Source organism: Pseudomonas sp. Pdm06 (genome assembly GCF_014851795.1).
GTDB lineage: Bacteria > Pseudomonadota > Gammaproteobacteria > Pseudomonadales > Pseudomonadaceae > Aquipseudomonas > Aquipseudomonas fluorescens_AA.
This window is the reverse complement of record NZ_JACVAH010000014.1, coordinates 169,203-188,344: the sequence shown is the minus strand read 5'-3', so window position 1 is coordinate 188,344 and position 19,142 is coordinate 169,203. Positions and strand designations below refer to the sequence as shown.

Genomic DNA, 19,142 nt, shown 5'->3' with positions numbered 1-19,142 from the left:
GAAAGCGACTCCTTGAAAGCCGTCCCCGTGAATCAGCGTGCCTGAGCAAGTATAGACATACGCCGGATCCGCTTATTTGAACCGTCACTTCCCCTTAATGGGTTTGGCGCAATGCATTGGCAACCAGCGTGAATGCGGGCGAAGGTTGCCGCCGGCTGGGATAGTACAAATAGTAGCCTGAAAACGGCGGGCACCAATCTTCCAGCACGCGCACCAGCCGCCCCTCTTGAAGATGGGGTTCAAACTCCTCTTCAGGCAGGTAGGCAACGCCCAGCCCGGCCACCGCCGCCTGCACGATATGAGTCGACGTGTTGAAAATGAGCTGGCCGTCTACTCGCACGTTGACCTGCTTGCCTCGCCGTTCGAAATCCCAGACATAGAGCCCACCCGACGTCGGCATACGCTGGTTGATGCAACGATGGTTCATCAGGTCGCGCGGCTGCCCGGGAACCGCGCGAGTAGCGAAGTACGCTGGCGAAGCCACGGCCGCCATCCGCAACGGCGGGCCTATCGGGACCGCAATCATGTCCTTGTCGATGGTATCGCCCAGGCGCACGCCCGCATCGAAACGATCCGCCACGATGTCTCGAAATCCGTAGCTGACGTCGAACTCGACATTGATATCCGGGTAGTCATGTAGCAGCCCGATCAGTTTGGGTAGCAAGGTCGTGCGCAGGACATAGTCACCGCAGGTGATGCGCACAGTACCTGCGGGCTTGTCGCGCATGTCCGTGAGCATATCCAGCTCGGCTTCTATCTCATCGAAGCGATTACCGATGGCCTGCAACAGCCGTTCACCGGCAATGGTCGGCGAAACGCTGCGGGTGGTCCGCGTCAGCAACCGGATCTGCAAGCGTGCTTCCAGGCCACTGATCGCCTGGCTCAGCGCGGATTGTGTGACACCCAGCGCCCCGGCAGCTCGCGTGAAGCTGCCTTCGCGCGCCACGGTGACGAAAGACAGCAGATCGTTGAGATTTCTTTTGACCATGGCAAGAGCACTTCAAGCAGATTGATTAGCCTTGCTTATAGCCTTGTTAAGCACTCATTAGCTAGTCGCATAACTGCTCCCAGGTCACCATGAACCCTATGAACAGAAATACATGCACCGTTGCGATGAGATGGGCCTGGCTTGGTTTGCTGACCGTAATGCTCGTGCTTGGCAGCTACGCAACGCTCAATGGTGTCGCGTCGGCATCTTCAAAAGGGGAGAACACGGCTATGTGGATGACCGTCGGCGAACACCGCTTCGCCATCGCCTTGGCCGACAACGCTGCCGCCCGCGTGTTTGTCACGTTGTTGCCGCTGACGTTGGAGATGAGCGATCTCAACCGTAACGAGAAATACGCCCCCCTCCCCCAAGCGCTGCCTGCCGAAGCAAACAAGCCGGGAACGATCCGCAATGGCGACCTGATGCTGTACGGCACAGACACCCTGGTCATCTTTTATACGAACTTCAACTCGACCTACGCCTACACACGCCTGGGACAAGTGGACGACACCGCGAAACTGGCTCAAGCGCTGGGCCGGCGGGACGTGCAAGTGACGTTTTCCCAACATTGATTACTCCGCACCGACAGGATTCCCAATGAAAAAAATCATCGTTTTACTCACCCTTCTGGTCTGTTCACTCTCAGCAACAGGAGCCGATATGTCCAACGGCGCAGATAACTTTTATACCAGCGACGACGTGACCGTACAGAAGGTCAACTTCAAGAACCAATATCAAATGAACGTGGCAGGCAACCTGTTCATCCCGAAAAAACTCAATGGCAAGAGCAGAAATCCGGCGATTGTCGTAGGCCACCCGATGGGCGCGGTCAAGGAACAGAGCGCCAACCTCTACGCCACGAAAATGGCGGAAAGAGGCTTCGTGACCCTCTCCCTGGACTTGTCATTCTGGGGCGAAAGCGAAGGGCGACCGCGCAATGCAGTCTCGCCGGATATCTATGCCGAGGACTTCAGCGCCGCGGTGGACTTTCTCAGCGCCCAGCCTTTCGTCGACAAGGAGCGCATTGGCGCCATCGGCATCTGTGGCAGTGGCAGCTTCGTGATCAGCGCAGCCAAGATCGACCCGCGCATGAAAGCCATCGCAACGGTGAGTATGTATGACATGGGTGGCGTCAATCGCAACGGATTGAAGCACGCCCAAACGCTCGAACAACGCCGAGCGATCATCGCCCAAGCCACACAGCAGCGTAATGTGGAGTTCGCGGGCGGTGAAACGCTTTACACCAGCGGTACCGTGCACCAGTTGGACGATAATACTCACCCTATCCAACGTGAGTTCTATGACTTCTACCGCACCCCGCGCGGTGAGTTCACGCCCTCCGGCTCGTCCAGAGACCTGACCACGCACCCGACGCTGACCAGCAACGTCAAGTTCATGAATTTCTACCCGCTCAATGACATCGAGACCATTTCGCCTCATCCGATGTTGTTCATTGCCGGAGCCGATGCACACTCCAGGGAGTTCAGCGAGCAAGCGTATGAACTCGCCGGTCAGCCGAAGGAACTTGTCATTATCCCCGGCGCCGGGCATGTCGATCTTTACGACAGGGTCAACCTCATTCCTTTCGATAAATTGACGAGCTTCTTCCAAAGCAACCTGAAGTAATACCTGACCCAGTCGATTTATCTGTAAGCGACCACCGCGGTCTCATCACAAGACTACAAATCATCGCTATGCTCCCCATAGAGAGATGAGTCAGGTACGACCATCGGATGCGTAGTATCAAGGAGGATTTGATGATGCGGGAAGCAGCCACTGGACTCGAAAAACAGATTGAGATCGCTACAAAACTACTCTCCCTGTCAGCAAAAATCGGATTACTGATTGGCGGTACGTGCATCGTCAGTTATCTATTGAGCAACGGTCATTACCCGCAAGGCGTATCCGTTGGAGACAGTTTGTTATTCTTGGTCACGGCGTTTTGCTTTGGCCTGGTCTGCATTTATTTTTCTGCGTCGGTTACAGCGACTGGGATATTGCTTTCCCCGATCTTCATCCCCGTGCTTAGGGGCTTCGTCCAGCTACATGGAAAGTTTTCCGATAAAAAAACCATATTGGAATTCAAACGCCCCAAAATAACCTTCTTCTCAGTATTTTTTGGAATATGTGGCGCGCTGACCATTTATTTCCTGACCCATAAAAGCCCCTTGGAACACATTCAACTCATCCTCCTGCCGATTTTTCAGTACATCGTTTATTCAGCCTATCTGGAACAGAACAATAAAATAAAAGCAGCGCAGCCATCGGCACCGGCAATCGTCGATTCCGAACATCCTGAACAGAATCCCCCCGCCGAAATGAAACCCTTGAAAAGAACCAGGGCAATGATCGCGGGGGTCATGCTCCTGACGCCCCTTCTGATGGGTGGCGTGACTTCCGACTTGCTGCAAGCGGCCATGAGCTTCGCGCAAATACGTATAGAAAGGGCAACGATTCTGGTGAAACCGCCTTACGCCAACCTGTTGCCAGCCCCCAAGGATTCCCCGCTGGAAAATTACAAAAGATTTGAAAATGCGACGGTGATTTTCCGAGGCGTTGGCAATTCGACGCTCATTGAAATGCACACCGAGGAAACGACGATCCGATTGGAGATCCCAAATGATTCGATCATTGTCGAGCGCCGCGTGAAGCCCGTTGCCAAAGTCAGGAAAAATCCTGAGAAAACGGAAAGCTGATACCATCCGAACATTGACACGCTGAGCAGAACGACATGAATCGCCGCAAGAAAATAAACCAGTTATTGAAGGCTAACGCCAAAAAAGCCAGTGCCAAGCTGGCACCCAAAAGCAAGAATCAATACATCAGCAAAGCCGACCGACTGAAACTGGCGGCTGAAGCCAGTGAAACACCCATCACACCTACGCAAAGCTGATCCACGTCACCGCCCCCTTGAAGCGCTGCGCCAAAATCGTCGCGCCTGGCTGCTGATCTCAAGCTTGCGCTTCAGTCCTGCCGGGCAGGCTCCAGGCTGCCGCCCCTCCTCTTGAAATCATCTGCCCTCGGCGAAATTTCGGACAGTCAGCGAAATTGCGTCTTGCGCTAAATATATGGAAATACGAATATGCATTTTTCCATATGTTAGGTCTTCGACCAGACGGGAGAGGTGCAATGACTGAGTTTTCCAGCGAACCCCCAAATGACTTTCCAAATCTGGACCTGTCGCTTTTCGATGTACCAACACCGGAAAAGCTCGCGCAGAGCGCAGAACCACAGCACAAGCCGCGCATACTTCTACTGTACGGATCAACCCGCGAGCGCTCCTTCAGTCAGTTGCTGACCCGCGAAGCGGCACGCCTGTTGGAGCTCATGGGCGCCGAAACCGCAATCTTCGATCCTTCCGGACTACCGCTGCCGGACGATGCGCCCGTCGATCACCCCAAGGTACAGGAACTGCGCGACTTGGTGATGTGGTCGGAAGGCCAGGTTTGGTGCTCGCCAGAACGCCATGGTTCGATGTCGGCGGTGTTCAAGGCCCAGATCGACTGGATCCCGCTCGCCCTGGGCGCGGTTCGTCCCTCACAGGGCAAGACGTTGGCGGTGATGCAAGTGTGCGGCGGCTCGCAATCCTTCAACACGGTGAACCAACTTCGCGTGTTGGGTCGTTGGATGCGCATGGTCACGATCCCCAATCAATCCTCCGTCCCCAAAGCCTTCCTTGAGTTCGACGAAGCCGGACACATGAAGCCATCGTCCTATTACGACCGGGTTGTCGATGTCATGGAGGAACTGATGAAGTTCACCTTGCTGGTGCGTGGCAGAGAAGCCTATTTGGTCGACCGCTACTCCGAGCGCAAGGAAAGCGCCGAAGCACTTTCCAAACGCGTTAACCAGAGGTCTATCTAGGCACAGTGGCAGAGAGGGGTGGAGAGCTTGCGCCGCTTCAGAATCAGGATGTGCTGCGTTTGGCTTTTCGAGGCAAAATACGCCCTTGAACCGCAAGGAACGCATGAGTGAGCGCTATTACATCCAAACCCTGGAATGCCTGCCGCATAATCTCCATCTTGATAGGCGTGACAGCCTTGGCCGTGCTTCCTGGCTGCCACAAGGCGACCTATGAACAGAAAATAGACGCCTGGATCGACAGCGGCGGGAAGTCTGTCCCGACATTCCTCACCTCGGAAGAAATCAAACGTCTGGAGCAAAGGCGTTACGTCAGGGTTCTGCGTGCCACTTTGGCTCGTGATGCGTTCAACGCGAATCCCGAAGGGTTGCGAGGCAGTGTCAAGTTGACGATGAAGCTGGATCGCCAGGGCGATGTGGTGCGCTGCGAGGCTAAACCGGCTGAGGCCGGCGCGCCCTCCGGTTTGGTGAACCTCATGGCGGATGTTTGCTGGAGCAGTGTCTGGGAGCCCGTCCCGGAAAGCCTCCAGAGTCCAAACGATGGCAGCCTCGAAATCAACATACCGTTGATCGCCTCCGGAGAGACGCCGTCAATTCCTGATCACGAACGTGTACGCCAACAGGCAGCCGTGGCAAGCCGTTTCTTTTGGGACAATATCGTTGGAAAACAGTCCTTGAACGCTTTCGGTAGCGCACGCTTCGACTTCACGGCGAACGCGAAGGGCGAAGTTCTTCGGTGTGATGTAGCACTTCAAAAAAACAGCCTGCGCCCTGAATCCTTCCAGCCCAACCCCGAGTTACAGCAGGCACTCACCCGGCAATGCCTCCAGTTGAACGTAGGGAAGATGCCTGGCTTTCAAGTGAAAGCTGACGGCACTGCCAAACGTGTGGTCCGGGTGGATTACCTGCCTTGGAAAAATCATGTAGGCCAGTACTAGGGTGGGTTCGGCAGTACCTGACGCCAGTGGTCAATCAACAATCAGGATCGAAACACCATGGATGAACGCCAAGCAGCCATCAAGAACAAGATCCGCGCCGTGGTGACGAGTAGCGAATCCGACGAGATCACCTATCGATCAGAGTGGCTCGGTTACCTGCCGTTCCCGGTTTTTCAATGGGTTGAATATCAAGGCGAGAGCTTTTCCAGCGACTTCCCCTTCGATTGGACCCTTGAGGATTTGACGAGTCTTGAGCGGACAGGGTTCTTGGAAACACTGGAAGCCTACGAAAATCCGGAAGACCATTTTGATCGGGATATCAGGTATCGCGTTCATGTGGGAAACGTGTAACGGCTGGTTGGAAAAATGGACAATCCGAGGAAAGGAAATGGGCATTCTTGATCGCTTGTTCGGCGGCCGCTTTACCCTGCCGCCACCAGAGGAAACGACTGTCAGCGACGCGGCGATCATGCGGGAGCTGCATCCTTATCGCTCCGGGCTCAAGGCGTTTGCCCAAGCCCTGTTGGTCCGCATGCCAGAAGGCGAACGCGCCAGGCTGGTCAGGCGTGTGCTGCGCATTTACGATTCGGGCCAGGAGCCGGCCACGGCCCTGGTGGAAGGCCTGGTGGATGCAGACAAGGGCCAGAAGCTTGAACACTTGGCCTTGCTAGGCGTCGACTGGAAAGGCTTCGATGGTTTCGAATATCTGGTGCCCTATCTGGTCAGCGCCAGCGGGGTGAAAGAGACTTACCCCTACCGCCATGAGGGCACGCTGTCGATGTCGCAGACGCTGGCCAATTTCGACCAATGGCTGGCGGCGTTCGATAAACGCTACCTGCACCTGGACTCCGGGGGCGACGAATATATCGGGTTCATCGCCGAGGCAGACCAGGTCGAAGCCATGATCGAACTCGCGCGACAGGCAGGTCTTGAAGTGCGCCTCGAGAGTTTCTGAAGAAGATGTATTCGCCGAGCATCGTTATCCCGCTGAACGAAGCGAACACCATAACAGTCGGAGCAACAGGCCCCTCGACAAAGAAACCTGGCCCATGCTCCTACGACCCACTGCCCTCGCGACCTTGTTCGCCCTGGCTGCCGGCACGGCAACCGCTGCGCCGGAACCTCTGCGCCTGGAAAGCCTGCAACGCTGTGGCGACCTGCTCGAAGGCCAACACCAGGACTGGTGCCTGACAGCGCGCGGGCTGGGCGACGCAATGCCACAACTCAAGTTGGGCGCAAAGACGCTACCCGCAGACACGGTCCAGCGTGAAGGGGCAAACCTGCGCTTGCGCCTGGACAGCGCCGATTACCAGAGTGGCCCGCTCTGGCTGGAAGACGGCCCCCGCACCAGCAACGCCGCCTGGCTGACCTTGCGCAACAGTCATGTGCTGGCCGCCGGACCGGACGAAGTGGCGAAGAACATGGACGGCCTGACCACCTACGTCGACCTGGTCAGCGTGCTGATCGAGGAAGACCGTGATGGTCGTCAGGAAGCCGAGCGGCTGGCCCAGAAGTACGGCGCGAAAGTGGTCGGTAGCATCGCGCCGCTGAACCTGTACCAACTTCGCCTGCCGGCCAAGGATCTGCTGCAGCGTGACGCCTTGGTCCTGCGTCTGGGCAGCGAGACCAGCGTGGATGCCGTGGTCACCGAGGAGTCCTCGGCAGAAGAAACCGAGCAGGCCCCTGCCCAGCCTGAAGAGCCGAAGAAACCGGCCCTGGACTCTGACGAATGGGCCGCGAATCGCTTTCTCGACGCGGTGAATTATTACCAACGACGCATTCCCGGGCGACAGCCGCCCATCCAGCCGCGACCGGTGCGCATCGGCCTGATCGAGCGCGATGTGGATTTCGACACGACGGATTTCGCGGACTACCTCGGTGCTTGCTCGCCACCGCGCACCTGCGTCTACGCCCGTGATGCGGACAAACCGGACAACCACGGCACAACCGTCGCCGGCATCCTCGCCGCACGCTGGGACGACAGTGGCAACACCGGTTTGCTCCGAGGCCTGGACAAGGCCAGCGGTGGCTTCGAGGTCATCGTCGAACGTAATTCCGATGCCGGGATCACCGCCAACATCGCCGCCTCGGTCAACCTCGTGGAAGATGGCGTGCGCGTGCTCAATTGGAGTTGGGGCATCCATCGCGTCGGCGCCAAAGATATCAAAGGCGATGACGTCGACTCGCTGCTGCGCTCGGGCCTGGCCATGGGCGGCTACGAAGAACTGCTGGAAGAGTTTTTCCTCTGGCTGCGCAAGGCACATCCCGACGTGATCGTGGTGAACTCCGCCGGCAATGGCTCCTCGTTCTCGGGCAGTGATGAATACCGCTTGCCCTCCTCCTTCATTACCGAGCAATTGCTGGTGGTCGGTGGACACCAGCGCAGCGAACGCACCGGCGTCGCCGTCGACGACCCGGCCTATGCCGTCAAGCGCAGCTCCTCGAACATCGACATGCGCGTCGACATCACCGCCGCCGCTTGCGCCCACGCCTCGACGACCAACGCCGGCCAGGACAACGCGGTGCATTGCGGCACGTCCTACGCCACGCCCATGGTCGCGGGCCTGCTGGCGGCGATGCTGTCCATCAACCCGCAACTGCAACCCGAGCAGTTGCGCATGCTGCTACGCCGCAGCGCCATGACCATCGGCGACAACCACGACTTCGAACAGATGGACGCCGAAGACCTCACCGCGCCCATCCTGCCGTCGGAGCGTCGCTACCAACTCAATGACAAAGACGTCGGCCGCTCGGCGCGGCTGGACATGCAAAAGGCCCTGGACCTGGCCGCGCAAAGCCGTGACCGGGTGCGCTGAACCGGTGGGTCATGGGGCCAGTCGGTAGGTGGATTGCACCAGCCCCGAAGGAAAGCTGCGGCTGGATACGAGTTTCAACTCCACATCCCGCTCAAGCCCGCCAAACAATGGCCGCCCCGAGCCTACGTCCTCCCATCTGGAGAGCGAAACCGTCGCAGCTTGTCATTGATCTGTGCATTTATCATTACCCTGCAATCGAATCTCACTCGGAAGCACATGACCTTTTTCGCTATCTCACCTTGAGGAAAATGGAAGCAGTGCTAGCCTACTGACAGTACACGCCAGCAGTGAAAGGCATTTACGCTATAGCCAGTGGGAGGTTCTATGCTCGCCAGGTTTTGCTGCGGGATTGTATTGCTAACTACCATACTTCCATCCACCAGCGCTCACGCTCAAATCACCGGTCCACTTAACTTGCCAATAGGCAATGGCGTCGGCGAGCTCGGTGTTGAGCGTGTTCCCAACGAAGAATGCAGGGGCCCGGCCACCATCGCCTCTGCTCCCGATGGTCAGTTGGCCATTCTGGACAGCGTCAATCAGAAGATCCTGATCGTCGATACAAAGGCCGTCACAGAAATCAAGCTGCCTTCCGACTTGCTCGACCCCGTTGATTTGATCGCAACAACATCCGGCTACGTGGTGGCCGGCGCGCTGGGCGACGTGGCCCTGGTTTCAGCGCAGGCCAAGGTGAGTTCGCGCGTGTCCACCGACTACGACCCCGAGTCGGGCGCGCCCCGCTTCGTGGTGCTGTCGGACAGCCAGCTCATGCTCGAGAACCTCGCCGGAAAACAGGTACCCATCGATATAGACAGCAAGTTGTTGGGCCCGCTTACCGACCCAGGCCAGGTGAGTGCGGCGTCCTTTGATTTCAAACTGGACAAGCCCACGCTTGCAGTGGGTAGCAACACACTGCCCACCACAGGGTTCAAGCAAACCAGCGTTCCCTCGCAGCGACGCTTGGTCGATGTCCGCATGTTCTGGGCAAGCGCCAATGACGGCGCCCTGATTGCGACGCAGGAATCAGTGAAAGCGCCCGAAGAACTAAGCTTCGTGCGCCTGATCACAACCGATGCGCAAGGCACACCCACCACCGAGGCATACATGCCCCCAGATGCCTACACGTGCAACATCCGCCGCCCCTTCGCACGATTGACCAATGGTGTGGTCGTCAACCTTTCATTCGCCATGGATGGGAAAGTCACCGTTGAGCCCGTGGTGTTTTCCAAATTCGGCACCGCCAAGCCAATGGCCATTGCCCGGCCCACCGATGTAGCGCTGATTGCCTCCGAACAGGACACACTCAAGCAGTTGGAACAACTGAACGGAACCAGCGCTGTCGGCCTGGTCGCACTGCAACAAGTCAGTCGCCAGAGCATATTAAGAAAAGCGCGCGAGGCGCTGGAGCTGAAGTGGGTCATGAATGCCAGTAATTACAGCCGCGCCGGGGTTCCCAACCTCTGTAATCCCACGGCCAATATCTGGCACCGCCCTAGCCGACTGGATGCACTGCTGGAGAAGGAAGTCACCGCCATTCCCTACCGCTGGGGCGGTTACGCCAGTTCACTCGATACCTTCAAGCAGCACCTCAATAGCGGCAGGCTGGCGGGCTCGGACTGCACATGCCGCAACTCCAATTGCGTCTATCCCGGAGCGACGGGCCTAGACTGTTCAGGCTTTGTCTCCTACGCCTGGCAAACCGGGGCCTACTACACAACACGTAGCCTGCCAGACGCCAAAATAAGCACCACGGTGCTCTGGGAGGACTTGCGCCCCGGCGACATCGTCAACAAGTCCGGGTCCCATGTTCGGCTTCTCGAAAGCACCACAAACGGCCCAAAAGGACGCGTCCACACCGTGATCGAATCAGCAGCTAATGCGTCCTGCGGCGGCGTTTGCCGTCGCTCGTACAGCGAAGCTGAGTTGATGCGGGCAGGCTACAAGCCTCTCTCGCGACTAGACCTGACTCCCTGAAGGAAGCGACGCATGGGCGGCATGAATCAATTCGCAACCACACTGCTGTTGGTGGCCTTTTCCCTGGATACCGCGCACGCCATGGAAGACAGCTGCCTGTTCGAGAATAATAGGGACGCCACGACACGCATCCACTACACCTGCGTCCTGGCCAATGGCGATGGTAATTGTGAAAGCAGCGGATCGGGCTTCATCATCTCCGAATCGGGGCTGGTCATCACCAACGACCACGTCATCCGCCCGGTGGGGAATGTCACGGTCGAATCCGAAACAATCGATGTCAAGGTCGGCAGCCGGAGGGCCAGCAGCGTAGGGGCCACAGTGGTCGCGCGTGACAGGGCCAACGATATCGCCTTACTGCAATTACCCCCACGCGACAATGGCGAGAGCTGGCAGAGCGTTGCGATCGGCACAGCCGTGCCGACGCCGATAGCTGCCCCCTTGATGGCTCTAGGGTATGCCGGGTGGGAGTTGGCGATGATACCCAACGGCATGAAAACAGCGGAATTGGCCGAGGTGGATGGCGTCTACAAGCCTTGGTGGCAAACCAATCTGGCACTGAACGAGGGCAACAGCGGTGGCCCCGTGTTTGGCAGCAATGGCACGGTCATCGGTATCTCTGTTGCCTACAAAAGATCTAGCCAGTTGGTTTCGTACGTCATCCCGATCTACTACGCCAAACCGTTCCTTGACCTAGCTGGTACTCAATCCGTCACCTATGGCAGTTGCGCGACCTTTCCTGCATGCAGGAAGAAGATCCACGGCATCGAGGGTTATGAACTGAATGTGACAGTCGAGAAGCTGGGCAAGTGGCAGACAAAGAAATCCAGCAACCCGGAGTTCTGCAATGCCTTTCTTACCGAACTACAGTCGCAATTCCCGAAATCCGAATTCACCTATTTGCAATCTGAGCAGTACACGAGCATGAATCGCGGCAAACGCGAGCACCTTTACTACTGCAAGTTCCAGCGGTTCGAAGATCCGATCTACAAACTTGCTCAATCCGAATTCTGCCTGCAATAACCGTCGGCAAGGCCAGTACCTGGCTAAAAGCGGCAAGCCCGCCTTAGCGACAACACAGGCAACCACTGACCAGCGGCTGATCGGGGTCGTTTTCAAGAAATGTAACCATGACTTCCATGCCCGTCCGCAGGGGCCCGACTTCACACCCCCAATCGGAGGGTCCCATCAGCCAACACCGACTCTTGTCATCAAATCTGTCGTCGCGGTCCCAAGGGAACTTGACCTTGATCCTTACCAAGCACCCATCACTCTGGATCTCTTCGTCTTGCAAGGCGATGACAACAGCCGTCTGGTCGCTTGGCACCCGAGGCTTCTTGTGGGCCAACGACGGACGATAGGACACATTCCATGGAAGAACGATAAAGCGGTTGCGGTAACCCTGATGGAAGTCACCTTCGTGCGCAGCGTTGCCACTGGCGACATCCTCATTCAATACCTGTGGTTGCCGACCTTCGTGGATGACCTGGGTCAGTAGCCATAGGGCGTTCCACTCCTGGCGCGGATGGCCTGCGATTTCCAGCACATGGCCGCTGACTAAGCGAGTCTGGTCACTTTGCCCTTCGGCTTGACGATAAGCCGCATGGCGACGCTCCATAGTGCGAAGGCGTCTCTGCTCGCCGTGCTCATGACCGGTGAAACACTCCGGCCTGTCATCGTCTTCAATGTCCAGGTGTCGCTCGACATCATCGTTGCGGTGCGAGTCACGACGGGGGAGCTGCCCCAGACGCAGGTTGATGCGCTTGATCAGCGGCTCGTTGGTCACCCTATCGCGCGCTTGCCCATAAGCGGTGGGCTGTCCGATCCCGGGGAAAATCGCCTGGTCATCGCCAAACACCAGCACGTGGCCTTGGACACTGTGCTGGAAGTGAAAGTGGATACCCTCTTCTTCGCACAAGCGCTGAACAAAGTGCAAATCCGTTTCGCCGTACTGGGTACAGTAATCACGCTCTGGGTAGGTCGCCCCCAGGCGAAACCGATAGGCATCGCCCAGAATGCCGTGCTCTTCCAGGATCAAGGCGACGATTCTCGGCACCGAGAACTGTTGATAGATCCTCTGGTTGATGCGGTGCCGCAAGTAGGAGAGGTGCGGTACGAGGGCCAGGCTGTAATGTGTCAAACCCGGGCCATGACCGCTTTGTGCGATATGGTAGACCCGTCCATGAATGCCGTTGCCCGTAGTGCCCAACGTCAGAAAAGCCTCTTTGTCGAAAAGGCTTGCAAGATCCAGGTCAGACCGTTCGCTAACACACTCCACGTTGAAGAGGTAAGGCCTGCTGATTCCCTCTTCTCCAGTGAATGCGAGCACTTGAACATCGTGCTCGAAACCGTTGATGGTCAAACTGAACTGCGTTTGATTGGCTGAGCTGAACATCCGCTGTTCTCTTTTTACATAAGGCGGCGCAATGGACCGGAAGACACCGGCCTGATGAGTTGACAGATACCAACCAACCAGCCCTGCGCCCCTGTATATCAGCGTTTACGTCTTACTTTCCAGGTATCCAAATCAAAGCCGGATCACACGCCACTCTTCACTTTGGTCCAGATCCGCGTGCGGATGCGCTCCAATTTCAATGGCAGTGGTTCAAGTGGAATAAGTGTAGCGATCGTCTTTTTGTCTGGATAAATCCATGGATTGTCTCGCAGTTTCTGCTCTACAAACTCGGCGGCATCCTTATTTGCGTTAGGGTATAGCGTGTGGTTTGAGGTCTTGGCGATAATTTCTGGTCGCAACATATAATTGATGAACGCCATGCCTTCCTTGGGATGAGGCGCATCTTTTAGCAAAACCAGATTCTCCGACCAGGACAACGCGCCTTCGCGGGGAAGACTGTAGGTAATCTTGCGTCCCGTATTGGCCTTCTCGTTGATGGCCTGTGCCGCCAGGGCACCATTGGCCCATCCCACCACTGCACAAATATTACCGTCAGCCAGATCGGCGTCGATTCTGGACGAGTCGAAATAAAGGACATAAGGCCGGATCTTCAACAGCAGGGCTTGAGCTTTCTGGTAATCATCCGGGTTCTTGCTGTTGCTCGGGAGCCCAAGGTAATTCAAGGCAATCGAAATGATCTCGCTTGGCGAGTCAAGCATTGCCACACCACACGACTGTAGCTTACTGATGTTTTCTTCTTTGAAGATCAGATCCCAGCTATTTACCGGAGCATTATCACCCAATGCCGCTCTGACTTTGTCAACGTCATAACCAATGCCAGTAGTGCCCCACAAATAGGGTACCGCGTAGCGGTTACCAGGATCATTGACCGCGAGTTGGGCCAGGATGTCAGGATCGATATGTGAAAAGTTACTCAGTTGATGACGATCCAATGGCTGAAGAACTCCCGCCTGGATCAGGCTTGGCAACACATTGGAAGTCGCCACGACCACGTCATACCCGGTGCGCCCGGCCATGACCTTGCTCTGCATGATTTCGGCGCTGTCGAACGCATCCATATGCACGCTCGTGCCAGTTTCCTGCTCAAACTCCTTTGGCGTCTCCGGCGCAAGCAACCCGAACCAGTTATACAGGTAGATCCCGGGCTCTACAGCCGCCACTGAAGTGCTTATCCCTGCACAGAGAAGCGAGGCCGAAAAAATGGTTCGCAAATGTGACTTTCTCATGCAACATCCTTGTCAAGACGATATGCCCTCATGGCCATCGTAAACCCTGGCAGCGAATATACCGGGTGTAACCGAATAGTAAATACCTACGAATACTTACCTTTGACCTGCTAATCCCTAACCCTAAAGGGGTAGAAAATGCCGTTTGACCTCCATAGCCTGGCTTGGCATCGATCGATTGGCAAGCTGATCATGCAGCTGAATCGCCCAGATTTCTGGAGTTCACTGGTTCGCACATTAAATGAATATGTACAGATCGATAATTGGGTTGTATTGATTTTCAGCAATCAACACGTGCAGGTCGTCAGCCTTCCTGAGGTCGCCGATGCGGAAGAAGTCGACGCATTCACTCATCGCTATGTGAAAGGTCTTTACTTGCTGGATCCGTTTTATATAGCCAATCGGGAAAACCCACAGAGTGGCTTCTTCCACCTATTGGACATTGCCCCGGAATACTTTCTTGAAACCGAGTATTACCATCAGTATTTTGCCCAATACATCTCCATGGATGAGGCCCAGTACAATGTCCAACTCGACCCCGACCGAACGTTATGCATTTCCATCGGCAGCAAACTCCGCTTTAGCCAAGAACAAATAACCATCCTTGACATTATCAAACCCTGGGTGACTGCCTTGATGCATCAGCGCATGGGTTTTGAAATTGATGTAGAGAAAACGCTGAGCGAGCCGCCGCTGTGGCCAGAAACGGTCAATCAACTTGGCACTCAAATTACCGCACGCGAAAGTGACGTACTCCGTTTATTACTCAGCGGCTTCTCCAACAAAGAAATAGCCGGAAAGCTGTCCCTCTCGGCGGAGACCATAAAAGTTCACCGCCGCAACATCTACGCAAAGTTAAACATCAAGTCACAATCTGAACTGTTTGCTCGATTTTTCATGCCAAAACAGAATATTCCCGCTACCCATTGAAGTTCGGGCATCACGCTAATTCGCGTGATCAGGCGCCTGCAAGCATCAAGTCCAGATTCTGCACCGCCGCGCCAGCGGCGCCCTTCCCAAGATTGTCAAACACCGCAGCCAGCAAAACCTGCCCGGTCTCATCGTTCTCAAACACCGACAAGCGCAAATCATCTGTCCCGTTAAGCGCCTGGGGATCAAGGGAGGTCAACTCTTTAGCTTCCTGCATCGACATCACGTGTACATGGCCCGCATCGGCGTAGTGCCGGGTCAGACACGCATGCAACTGCACCGCGCTCACGCCAGGCGCCAACAAGCGGGTTTGCAAAGGAATGGTCAGCGCGATTCCCTGCCGAAAAGCGCCATAGGCCGGCACAAACATCGGCCGTTCCGTCAGCCCGCTTTGCTGCTGAATCTCCGGAACATGCTTGTGTGCCAGCCCCAGCCCATAGACCTGAAACGCCGGCGCCGGCGATGCGCCCTCCCCCTCATATTCTTGTACGCCGGCACGCCCTTTTCCGGAATAGCCCGACACGGCGTAAATATTCATCAGGTAGTCCGTGGGCAGTAGCCCAGCCTCCAGCAGTGGGCGTAGCAGCCCTATCGCTCCCGTGGGATAGCAACCGGGGTTGCTGACCCGCCGCGCCGTGGCGATTCGTCTGGCCTGCTGCGAGTTCATCTGCGCGAAACCGTAGACCCAGTCTGGATGGGTACGGTGCGCGGAACTTGCATCGATCACGCGGACAGCTGGGTTTTTGATGCTCGCTACCGCGTCGCGCGCGGCCGGGTCGGGCAGGCAAAGCATTGCGATGTCGCAGTCGTTGATGGCTTCAGCGCGGCGTTGCGGATCCTTGCGATATTCGGCGCTGAGGGTGAGCAGCCGCAGATCGCTCCGGTCGCGCAGACGTTGATGGATTTGCAACCCGGTGGTGCCTTGGTCGCCATCGATGAATACAAGGGGACTTGCCATGGCATGCTCTCGAACATTGAAAATCAGGAGTTCCAATGTTCAGCGAGGCGCTAAGATAGGAAAAGTTGAATTTATTAACGCTGGAATTCAGTTTTTCTGAACAAGGGCTCACTATGCGGGAAATCAGTCTGGACCGGCTGCGTACGTTGGTGGCGATTGCCGACCTGGGATCGTTTGCCGAAGCCGCGCGTGTGCTGCACCTTGCGCCACCCACTGTCAGCCTGCATATCGCGGACCTGGAGTCGCGGGTGGGTGGCAAGCTCTTGTCCCGCACACGTGGGCGCGTTCAGCCTTCAGCAATAGGAAACACCCTGGTGGAGCGCGCGCGGCGCCTGCTGGCAGATGCGGAGCAGGCGCTTGAGGACGTGGAGCGTCAGGTACAAGGATTGGCCGGACGTGTGCGGTTAGGCGCCTCTACCGGGGCCATCGCACAGTTGCTGCCAAACGCTTTGGAAACGTTGAGCCAACGCCACCCCGCTATCGACGTGCAGGTCGCGGTGCTCACCTCCCAGGAGACCTTGAAGAAGCTTGCCGAGGGCTCCTTGGAGATCGGTCTGGTCGCGCTGCCGCAGTCGCCGGTGAAGGGCTTGCGGATCGAGCCGTGGCGACGGGACCCGGTCATGGCCTTCTTGCCGGCTCGCTGGGAATGCCCGGACACCGTGACACCCGGTTGGCTGTCCGCTCAGCCGTTGATTTTGAATGACACCACCACTCGCCTTTCGCGCTTGACGTCGGAGTGGTTCGCCAGTGACGGCCGACAGCCGGTGCCGCGCATTCAACTGAACTACAACGATGCGATCAAAAGCCTGGTGGCGGCGGGATATGGTGCGACGTTGTTGCCCCATGAGGCCTCCACGCCATTGCCCGATACCCGGATCGTCATGCGGCCATTAAAGCCCTTGTTGTGGCGTCAACTGGGTATCGCCCACCGCAGTCTGGACATCGAGCGGCCTACGCAACATGTACTGGATGTGTTGTGGGAGTTGAGCGCGCAGTGATGCCCCCCAAATGCTTCGAACTTTGCCGTCGCCAAAGAGACTACCTGAAAGTGCCAGTACCACCGGTGGTCGTGGTGCCACATAACCCTCAAAGCAGGCTTTAGTGACAGAATCCCCAATCGATCGTTTCGGAGACCCCCATGCTTCGCGTATTTGAACAAAGGCTCGACCCCTTCCCGCCCGACGAGGTACCGCCACCGCCCGAAGGCCTGGCTCGGTTTCTCTGGGCCTGCACACGGGGCGCCCGCGGTTACATCCTCGCGTTTGCGCTGCTCAGCGCCGGTGTGTCGATCTATGAAGCCTGGCTGTTTTCCTTCCTCGGCCAAGTCGTGGATCTGCTCTCGACCTGGCAGGCCGGCGGTGAGGCGGCGGCGCAGGAAAGTCGCGTGCTGTGGGGCATGGGCCTCGTCATGCTGGCCAGCATCGGGCTGGTAGCGTTGCGTACCATGGTGCAGCACCAGGTATTGGCGATCAATCTGCCGTTGCGGCTGCGTTGGGACTTTCACCGCCTGATGCTGCGGCAAAGCCTGTCGTTTTTCTCCGACGAGTTCTCTGGCCGGGTCACCACCAAGGTGATGCAGACTGCGCTGGCCGTGCGTGACGTGCTGTTCACCCTGATCGAGATCGCCCCCGGAATCGGCGTGTATTTCATCGCGATCATCGCATTGGCCGGTGGCTTCGCCCTGAAACTGATGCTGCCTTTCGTGGCCTGGATCGTGCTGTTTGGGCTGGCCATGCTCTACTTCGTGCCCCGCCTGGGGAAAGTCGGACAGGAACAGGCCAATGCGCGCTCTTCGATGACCGGACGTATCTCGGACGCCTACACCAACATCACGACCGTGAAGCTGTTCTCCCACTCCAATCGTGAAGCGCACTTCGCGCGCGCGGCCATGGAGGATTTCAAACAGACCGGCTTTCGCCAGATGCGTCTGGTCAGCCAATTCGAGATCGTCAACCAGGCGTTGGTGGTGGGGTTGATCATGGCGGCAGGCGGTTATGCCCTTTGGCTATGGCACCAGGGCGACGTCGGCGCCGGTGCCGTGGCGGCGATCACCGCCATGGCGTTGCGTATCAACGGCATGTCGCACTGGATCATGTGGCAAATGACCTCGCTGTTCGAGAGCATCGGCACCGTGCAGGATGGCATGGCCACCCTTACCCGCGGCCCCAAGGTGCAGGATGCGCCGGACGCGGGGGTGCTGGTGACCTCCGGCGGAGCGGTCACCTTCGACAATGTGAGCTTCAACTACAATGGCGAACGCCAGGTGCTCAATGGCTTGAGCCTGAACATTCGCCCGGGCGAGAAAATCGGCCTGGTGGGCCGCTCCGGCGCGGGCAAATCCACGCTCATCAACTTGCTGCTGCGCTTCTATGATGTCGACAGCGGGCAGATCCGCATTGACGGGCAAGACATTGCGCACGTGACACAAGACAGCCTGCGCAGCGCCATCGGCATGGTCACCCAGGATACGTCCCTGCTGCACCGCTCCATTCGCGACAACATCGCCTATGGCCGACCCGATGCGAGCGACGCACAAATCCGCCGTGCCGCGGCCAATGCCCAGGCCGATGAGTTCATCAGCCAACTGAGCGACCGCCAGGGCCACACCGGCTACGACACCTTGGTCGGCGAGCGCGGCATCAAGCTGTCGGGCGGCCAGCGCCAGCGCGTCGCGATTGCCCGAGTGATGCTCAAGAACGCCCCGATCCTGCTCCTTGACGAGGCGACCAGCGCGCTGGATTCGGAAGTCGAAGTGGCCATCCAGGAAAGTCTCGATGAAATGATGCAGGGCAAAACCGTCATCGCCATCGCCCATCGGCTGTCCACGATTGCGGCGATGGATCGACTGATTGTCATGGACGATGGACGCATCATCGAACAGGGCACCCACAGCGAATTGCTCGCCAAGAACGGCATCTATGCGCGACTGTGGCACCATCAGAGTGGCGGGTTCCTGGGTGAGGACCGGTGGGTGGGCGAGGCGATGGATCAGGTATGAGCGTGGATGGCCCGGAGGGCAACGTTCACTTCACCCCGAT

At 57.3% G+C, this 19,142-nt stretch carries 18 protein-coding genes and 1 pseudogene; 14 read left to right on the top strand and 5 right to left on the bottom strand.

Features of this window, described 5'->3' with window-relative positions; all coding sequences use genetic code 11:
- Positions 1 to 94 precede the first annotated feature (94 nt).
- Positions 95 to 988: a LysR family transcriptional regulator gene (locus IB266_RS22225; RefSeq protein ID WP_192262455.1), complete on the bottom strand. Its 894-nt coding sequence runs from the start codon at positions 986 to 988 to the stop codon at positions 95 to 97.
- A gap of 89 nt (positions 989 to 1,077) precedes the next feature.
- Here IB266_RS22225 and IB266_RS22220 point away from each other — a divergent pair, with 89 nt between their 5' ends.
- The 9 genes from IB266_RS22220 (at position 1,078) to IB266_RS22180 (ending at position 8,603) form a co-directional block, all read left to right on the top strand.
- Complete coding sequence (locus IB266_RS22220; protein WP_225613619.1) at positions 1,078 to 1,560, top strand: cyclophilin-like fold protein; 483 nt, start codon at positions 1,078 to 1,080, stop codon at positions 1,558 to 1,560.
- Between the two features lie 25 nt (positions 1,561 to 1,585).
- Positions 1,586 to 2,614: an alpha/beta hydrolase gene (locus IB266_RS22215; RefSeq protein ID WP_192262454.1), complete on the top strand. Its 1,029-nt coding sequence runs from the start codon at positions 1,586 to 1,588 to the stop codon at positions 2,612 to 2,614.
- Between the two features lie 131 nt (positions 2,615 to 2,745).
- Positions 2,746 to 3,684 carry a hypothetical protein gene (locus IB266_RS22210; protein ID WP_192262453.1) on the top strand — a complete coding sequence of 313 codons (939 nt, stop codon included), beginning with the start codon at positions 2,746 to 2,748 and terminating at the stop codon, positions 3,682 to 3,684.
- Between the two features lie 35 nt (positions 3,685 to 3,719).
- Complete coding sequence (locus tag IB266_RS22205) at positions 3,720 to 3,881, top strand: DUF2986 domain-containing protein (protein ID WP_081015415.1); 162 nt, start codon at positions 3,720 to 3,722, stop codon at positions 3,879 to 3,881.
- A gap of 236 nt (positions 3,882 to 4,117) precedes the next feature.
- Positions 4,118 to 4,852: an arsenical resistance protein ArsH gene (gene arsH / locus IB266_RS22200; protein ID WP_192262452.1), complete on the top strand. Its 735-nt coding sequence runs from the start codon at positions 4,118 to 4,120 to the stop codon at positions 4,850 to 4,852.
- Between the two features lie 107 nt (positions 4,853 to 4,959).
- Positions 4,960 to 5,787, top strand: a complete 828-nt coding sequence (locus IB266_RS22195; protein ID WP_192262451.1) for a hypothetical protein — start codon at positions 4,960 to 4,962, stop codon at positions 5,785 to 5,787.
- A 57-nt stretch (positions 5,788 to 5,844) separates the two neighbouring features.
- Positions 5,845 to 6,138 carry a hypothetical protein gene (locus tag IB266_RS22190; RefSeq protein ID WP_192262450.1) on the top strand — a complete coding sequence of 98 codons (294 nt, stop codon included), beginning with the start codon at positions 5,845 to 5,847 and terminating at the stop codon, positions 6,136 to 6,138.
- 37 nt (positions 6,139 to 6,175) lie between these two features.
- On the top strand, positions 6,176 to 6,742 hold the full coding sequence (locus tag IB266_RS22185) for a hypothetical protein (RefSeq protein WP_192262449.1): 567 nt from the start codon (positions 6,176 to 6,178) through the stop codon (positions 6,740 to 6,742).
- Positions 6,743 to 6,836: 94 nt separating this feature from the next.
- The gene (locus tag IB266_RS22180; RefSeq protein ID WP_192262448.1) at positions 6,837 to 8,603 is read left to right on the top strand and encodes a S8/S53 family peptidase; all 1,767 of its coding nucleotides are present in this window, start codon (positions 6,837 to 6,839) and stop codon (positions 8,601 to 8,603) included.
- A 9-nt stretch (positions 8,604 to 8,612) separates the two neighbouring features.
- Here IB266_RS22180 and IB266_RS30770 read toward each other — a convergent pair.
- Positions 8,613 to 8,729 (bottom strand): annotated as a pseudogene (locus tag IB266_RS30770) (dihydrofolate reductase); the annotation flags it as partial.
- A 198-nt stretch (positions 8,730 to 8,927) separates the two neighbouring features.
- Between IB266_RS30770 and IB266_RS22175 the strand changes: the two are divergent.
- A complete protein-coding gene (locus IB266_RS22175) occupies positions 8,928 to 10,574 on the top strand; it encodes a C40 family peptidase (protein ID WP_192262447.1) in 1,647 nt (548 codons plus the stop codon).
- Between the two features lie 12 nt (positions 10,575 to 10,586).
- Entirely contained in the window at positions 10,587 to 11,597 is a 1,011-nt protein-coding gene (locus IB266_RS22170; RefSeq protein ID WP_192262446.1) for a S1C family serine protease, read from the top strand.
- 43 nt (positions 11,598 to 11,640) lie between these two features.
- Here IB266_RS22170 and tssI read toward each other — a convergent pair whose 3' ends face one another.
- Positions 11,641 to 12,969, bottom strand: coding sequence for a type VI secretion system tip protein TssI/VgrG (tssI, locus tag IB266_RS22165; protein ID WP_192262445.1), 1,329 nt, complete (start codon positions 12,967 to 12,969; stop codon positions 11,641 to 11,643).
- A gap of 143 nt (positions 12,970 to 13,112) precedes the next feature.
- The gene (locus IB266_RS22160; RefSeq protein ID WP_060741900.1) at positions 13,113 to 14,216 is read right to left on the bottom strand and encodes a polyamine ABC transporter substrate-binding protein; all 1,104 of its coding nucleotides are present in this window, start codon (positions 14,214 to 14,216) and stop codon (positions 13,113 to 13,115) included.
- A gap of 138 nt (positions 14,217 to 14,354) precedes the next feature.
- Between IB266_RS22160 and IB266_RS22155 the strand changes: the two genes are divergently transcribed.
- Complete coding sequence (locus IB266_RS22155; protein WP_192262444.1) at positions 14,355 to 15,146, top strand: response regulator transcription factor; 792 nt, start codon at positions 14,355 to 14,357, stop codon at positions 15,144 to 15,146.
- 28 nt (positions 15,147 to 15,174) lie between these two features.
- Here the strand turns inward: IB266_RS22155 and argC are convergent, their stop codons facing one another.
- Positions 15,175 to 16,104, bottom strand: coding sequence for an N-acetyl-gamma-glutamyl-phosphate reductase (argC, locus tag IB266_RS22150; RefSeq protein ID WP_192262443.1), 930 nt, complete (start codon positions 16,102 to 16,104; stop codon positions 15,175 to 15,177).
- 113 nt (positions 16,105 to 16,217) lie between these two features.
- Between argC and IB266_RS22145 the strand changes: the two genes are divergently transcribed.
- Together IB266_RS22145 and IB266_RS22140 are read left to right on the top strand one after the other, a co-directional pair.
- The gene (locus IB266_RS22145; RefSeq protein ID WP_192262442.1) at positions 16,218 to 17,102 is read left to right on the top strand and encodes a LysR family transcriptional regulator; all 885 of its coding nucleotides are present in this window, start codon (positions 16,218 to 16,220) and stop codon (positions 17,100 to 17,102) included.
- 140 nt (positions 17,103 to 17,242) lie between these two features.
- Positions 17,243 to 19,102, top strand: coding sequence for an ABC transporter ATP-binding protein (locus IB266_RS22140; RefSeq protein WP_103308523.1), 1,860 nt, complete (start codon positions 17,243 to 17,245; stop codon positions 19,100 to 19,102).
- The last annotated feature ends 40 nt before the right edge of the window (positions 19,103 to 19,142 follow it).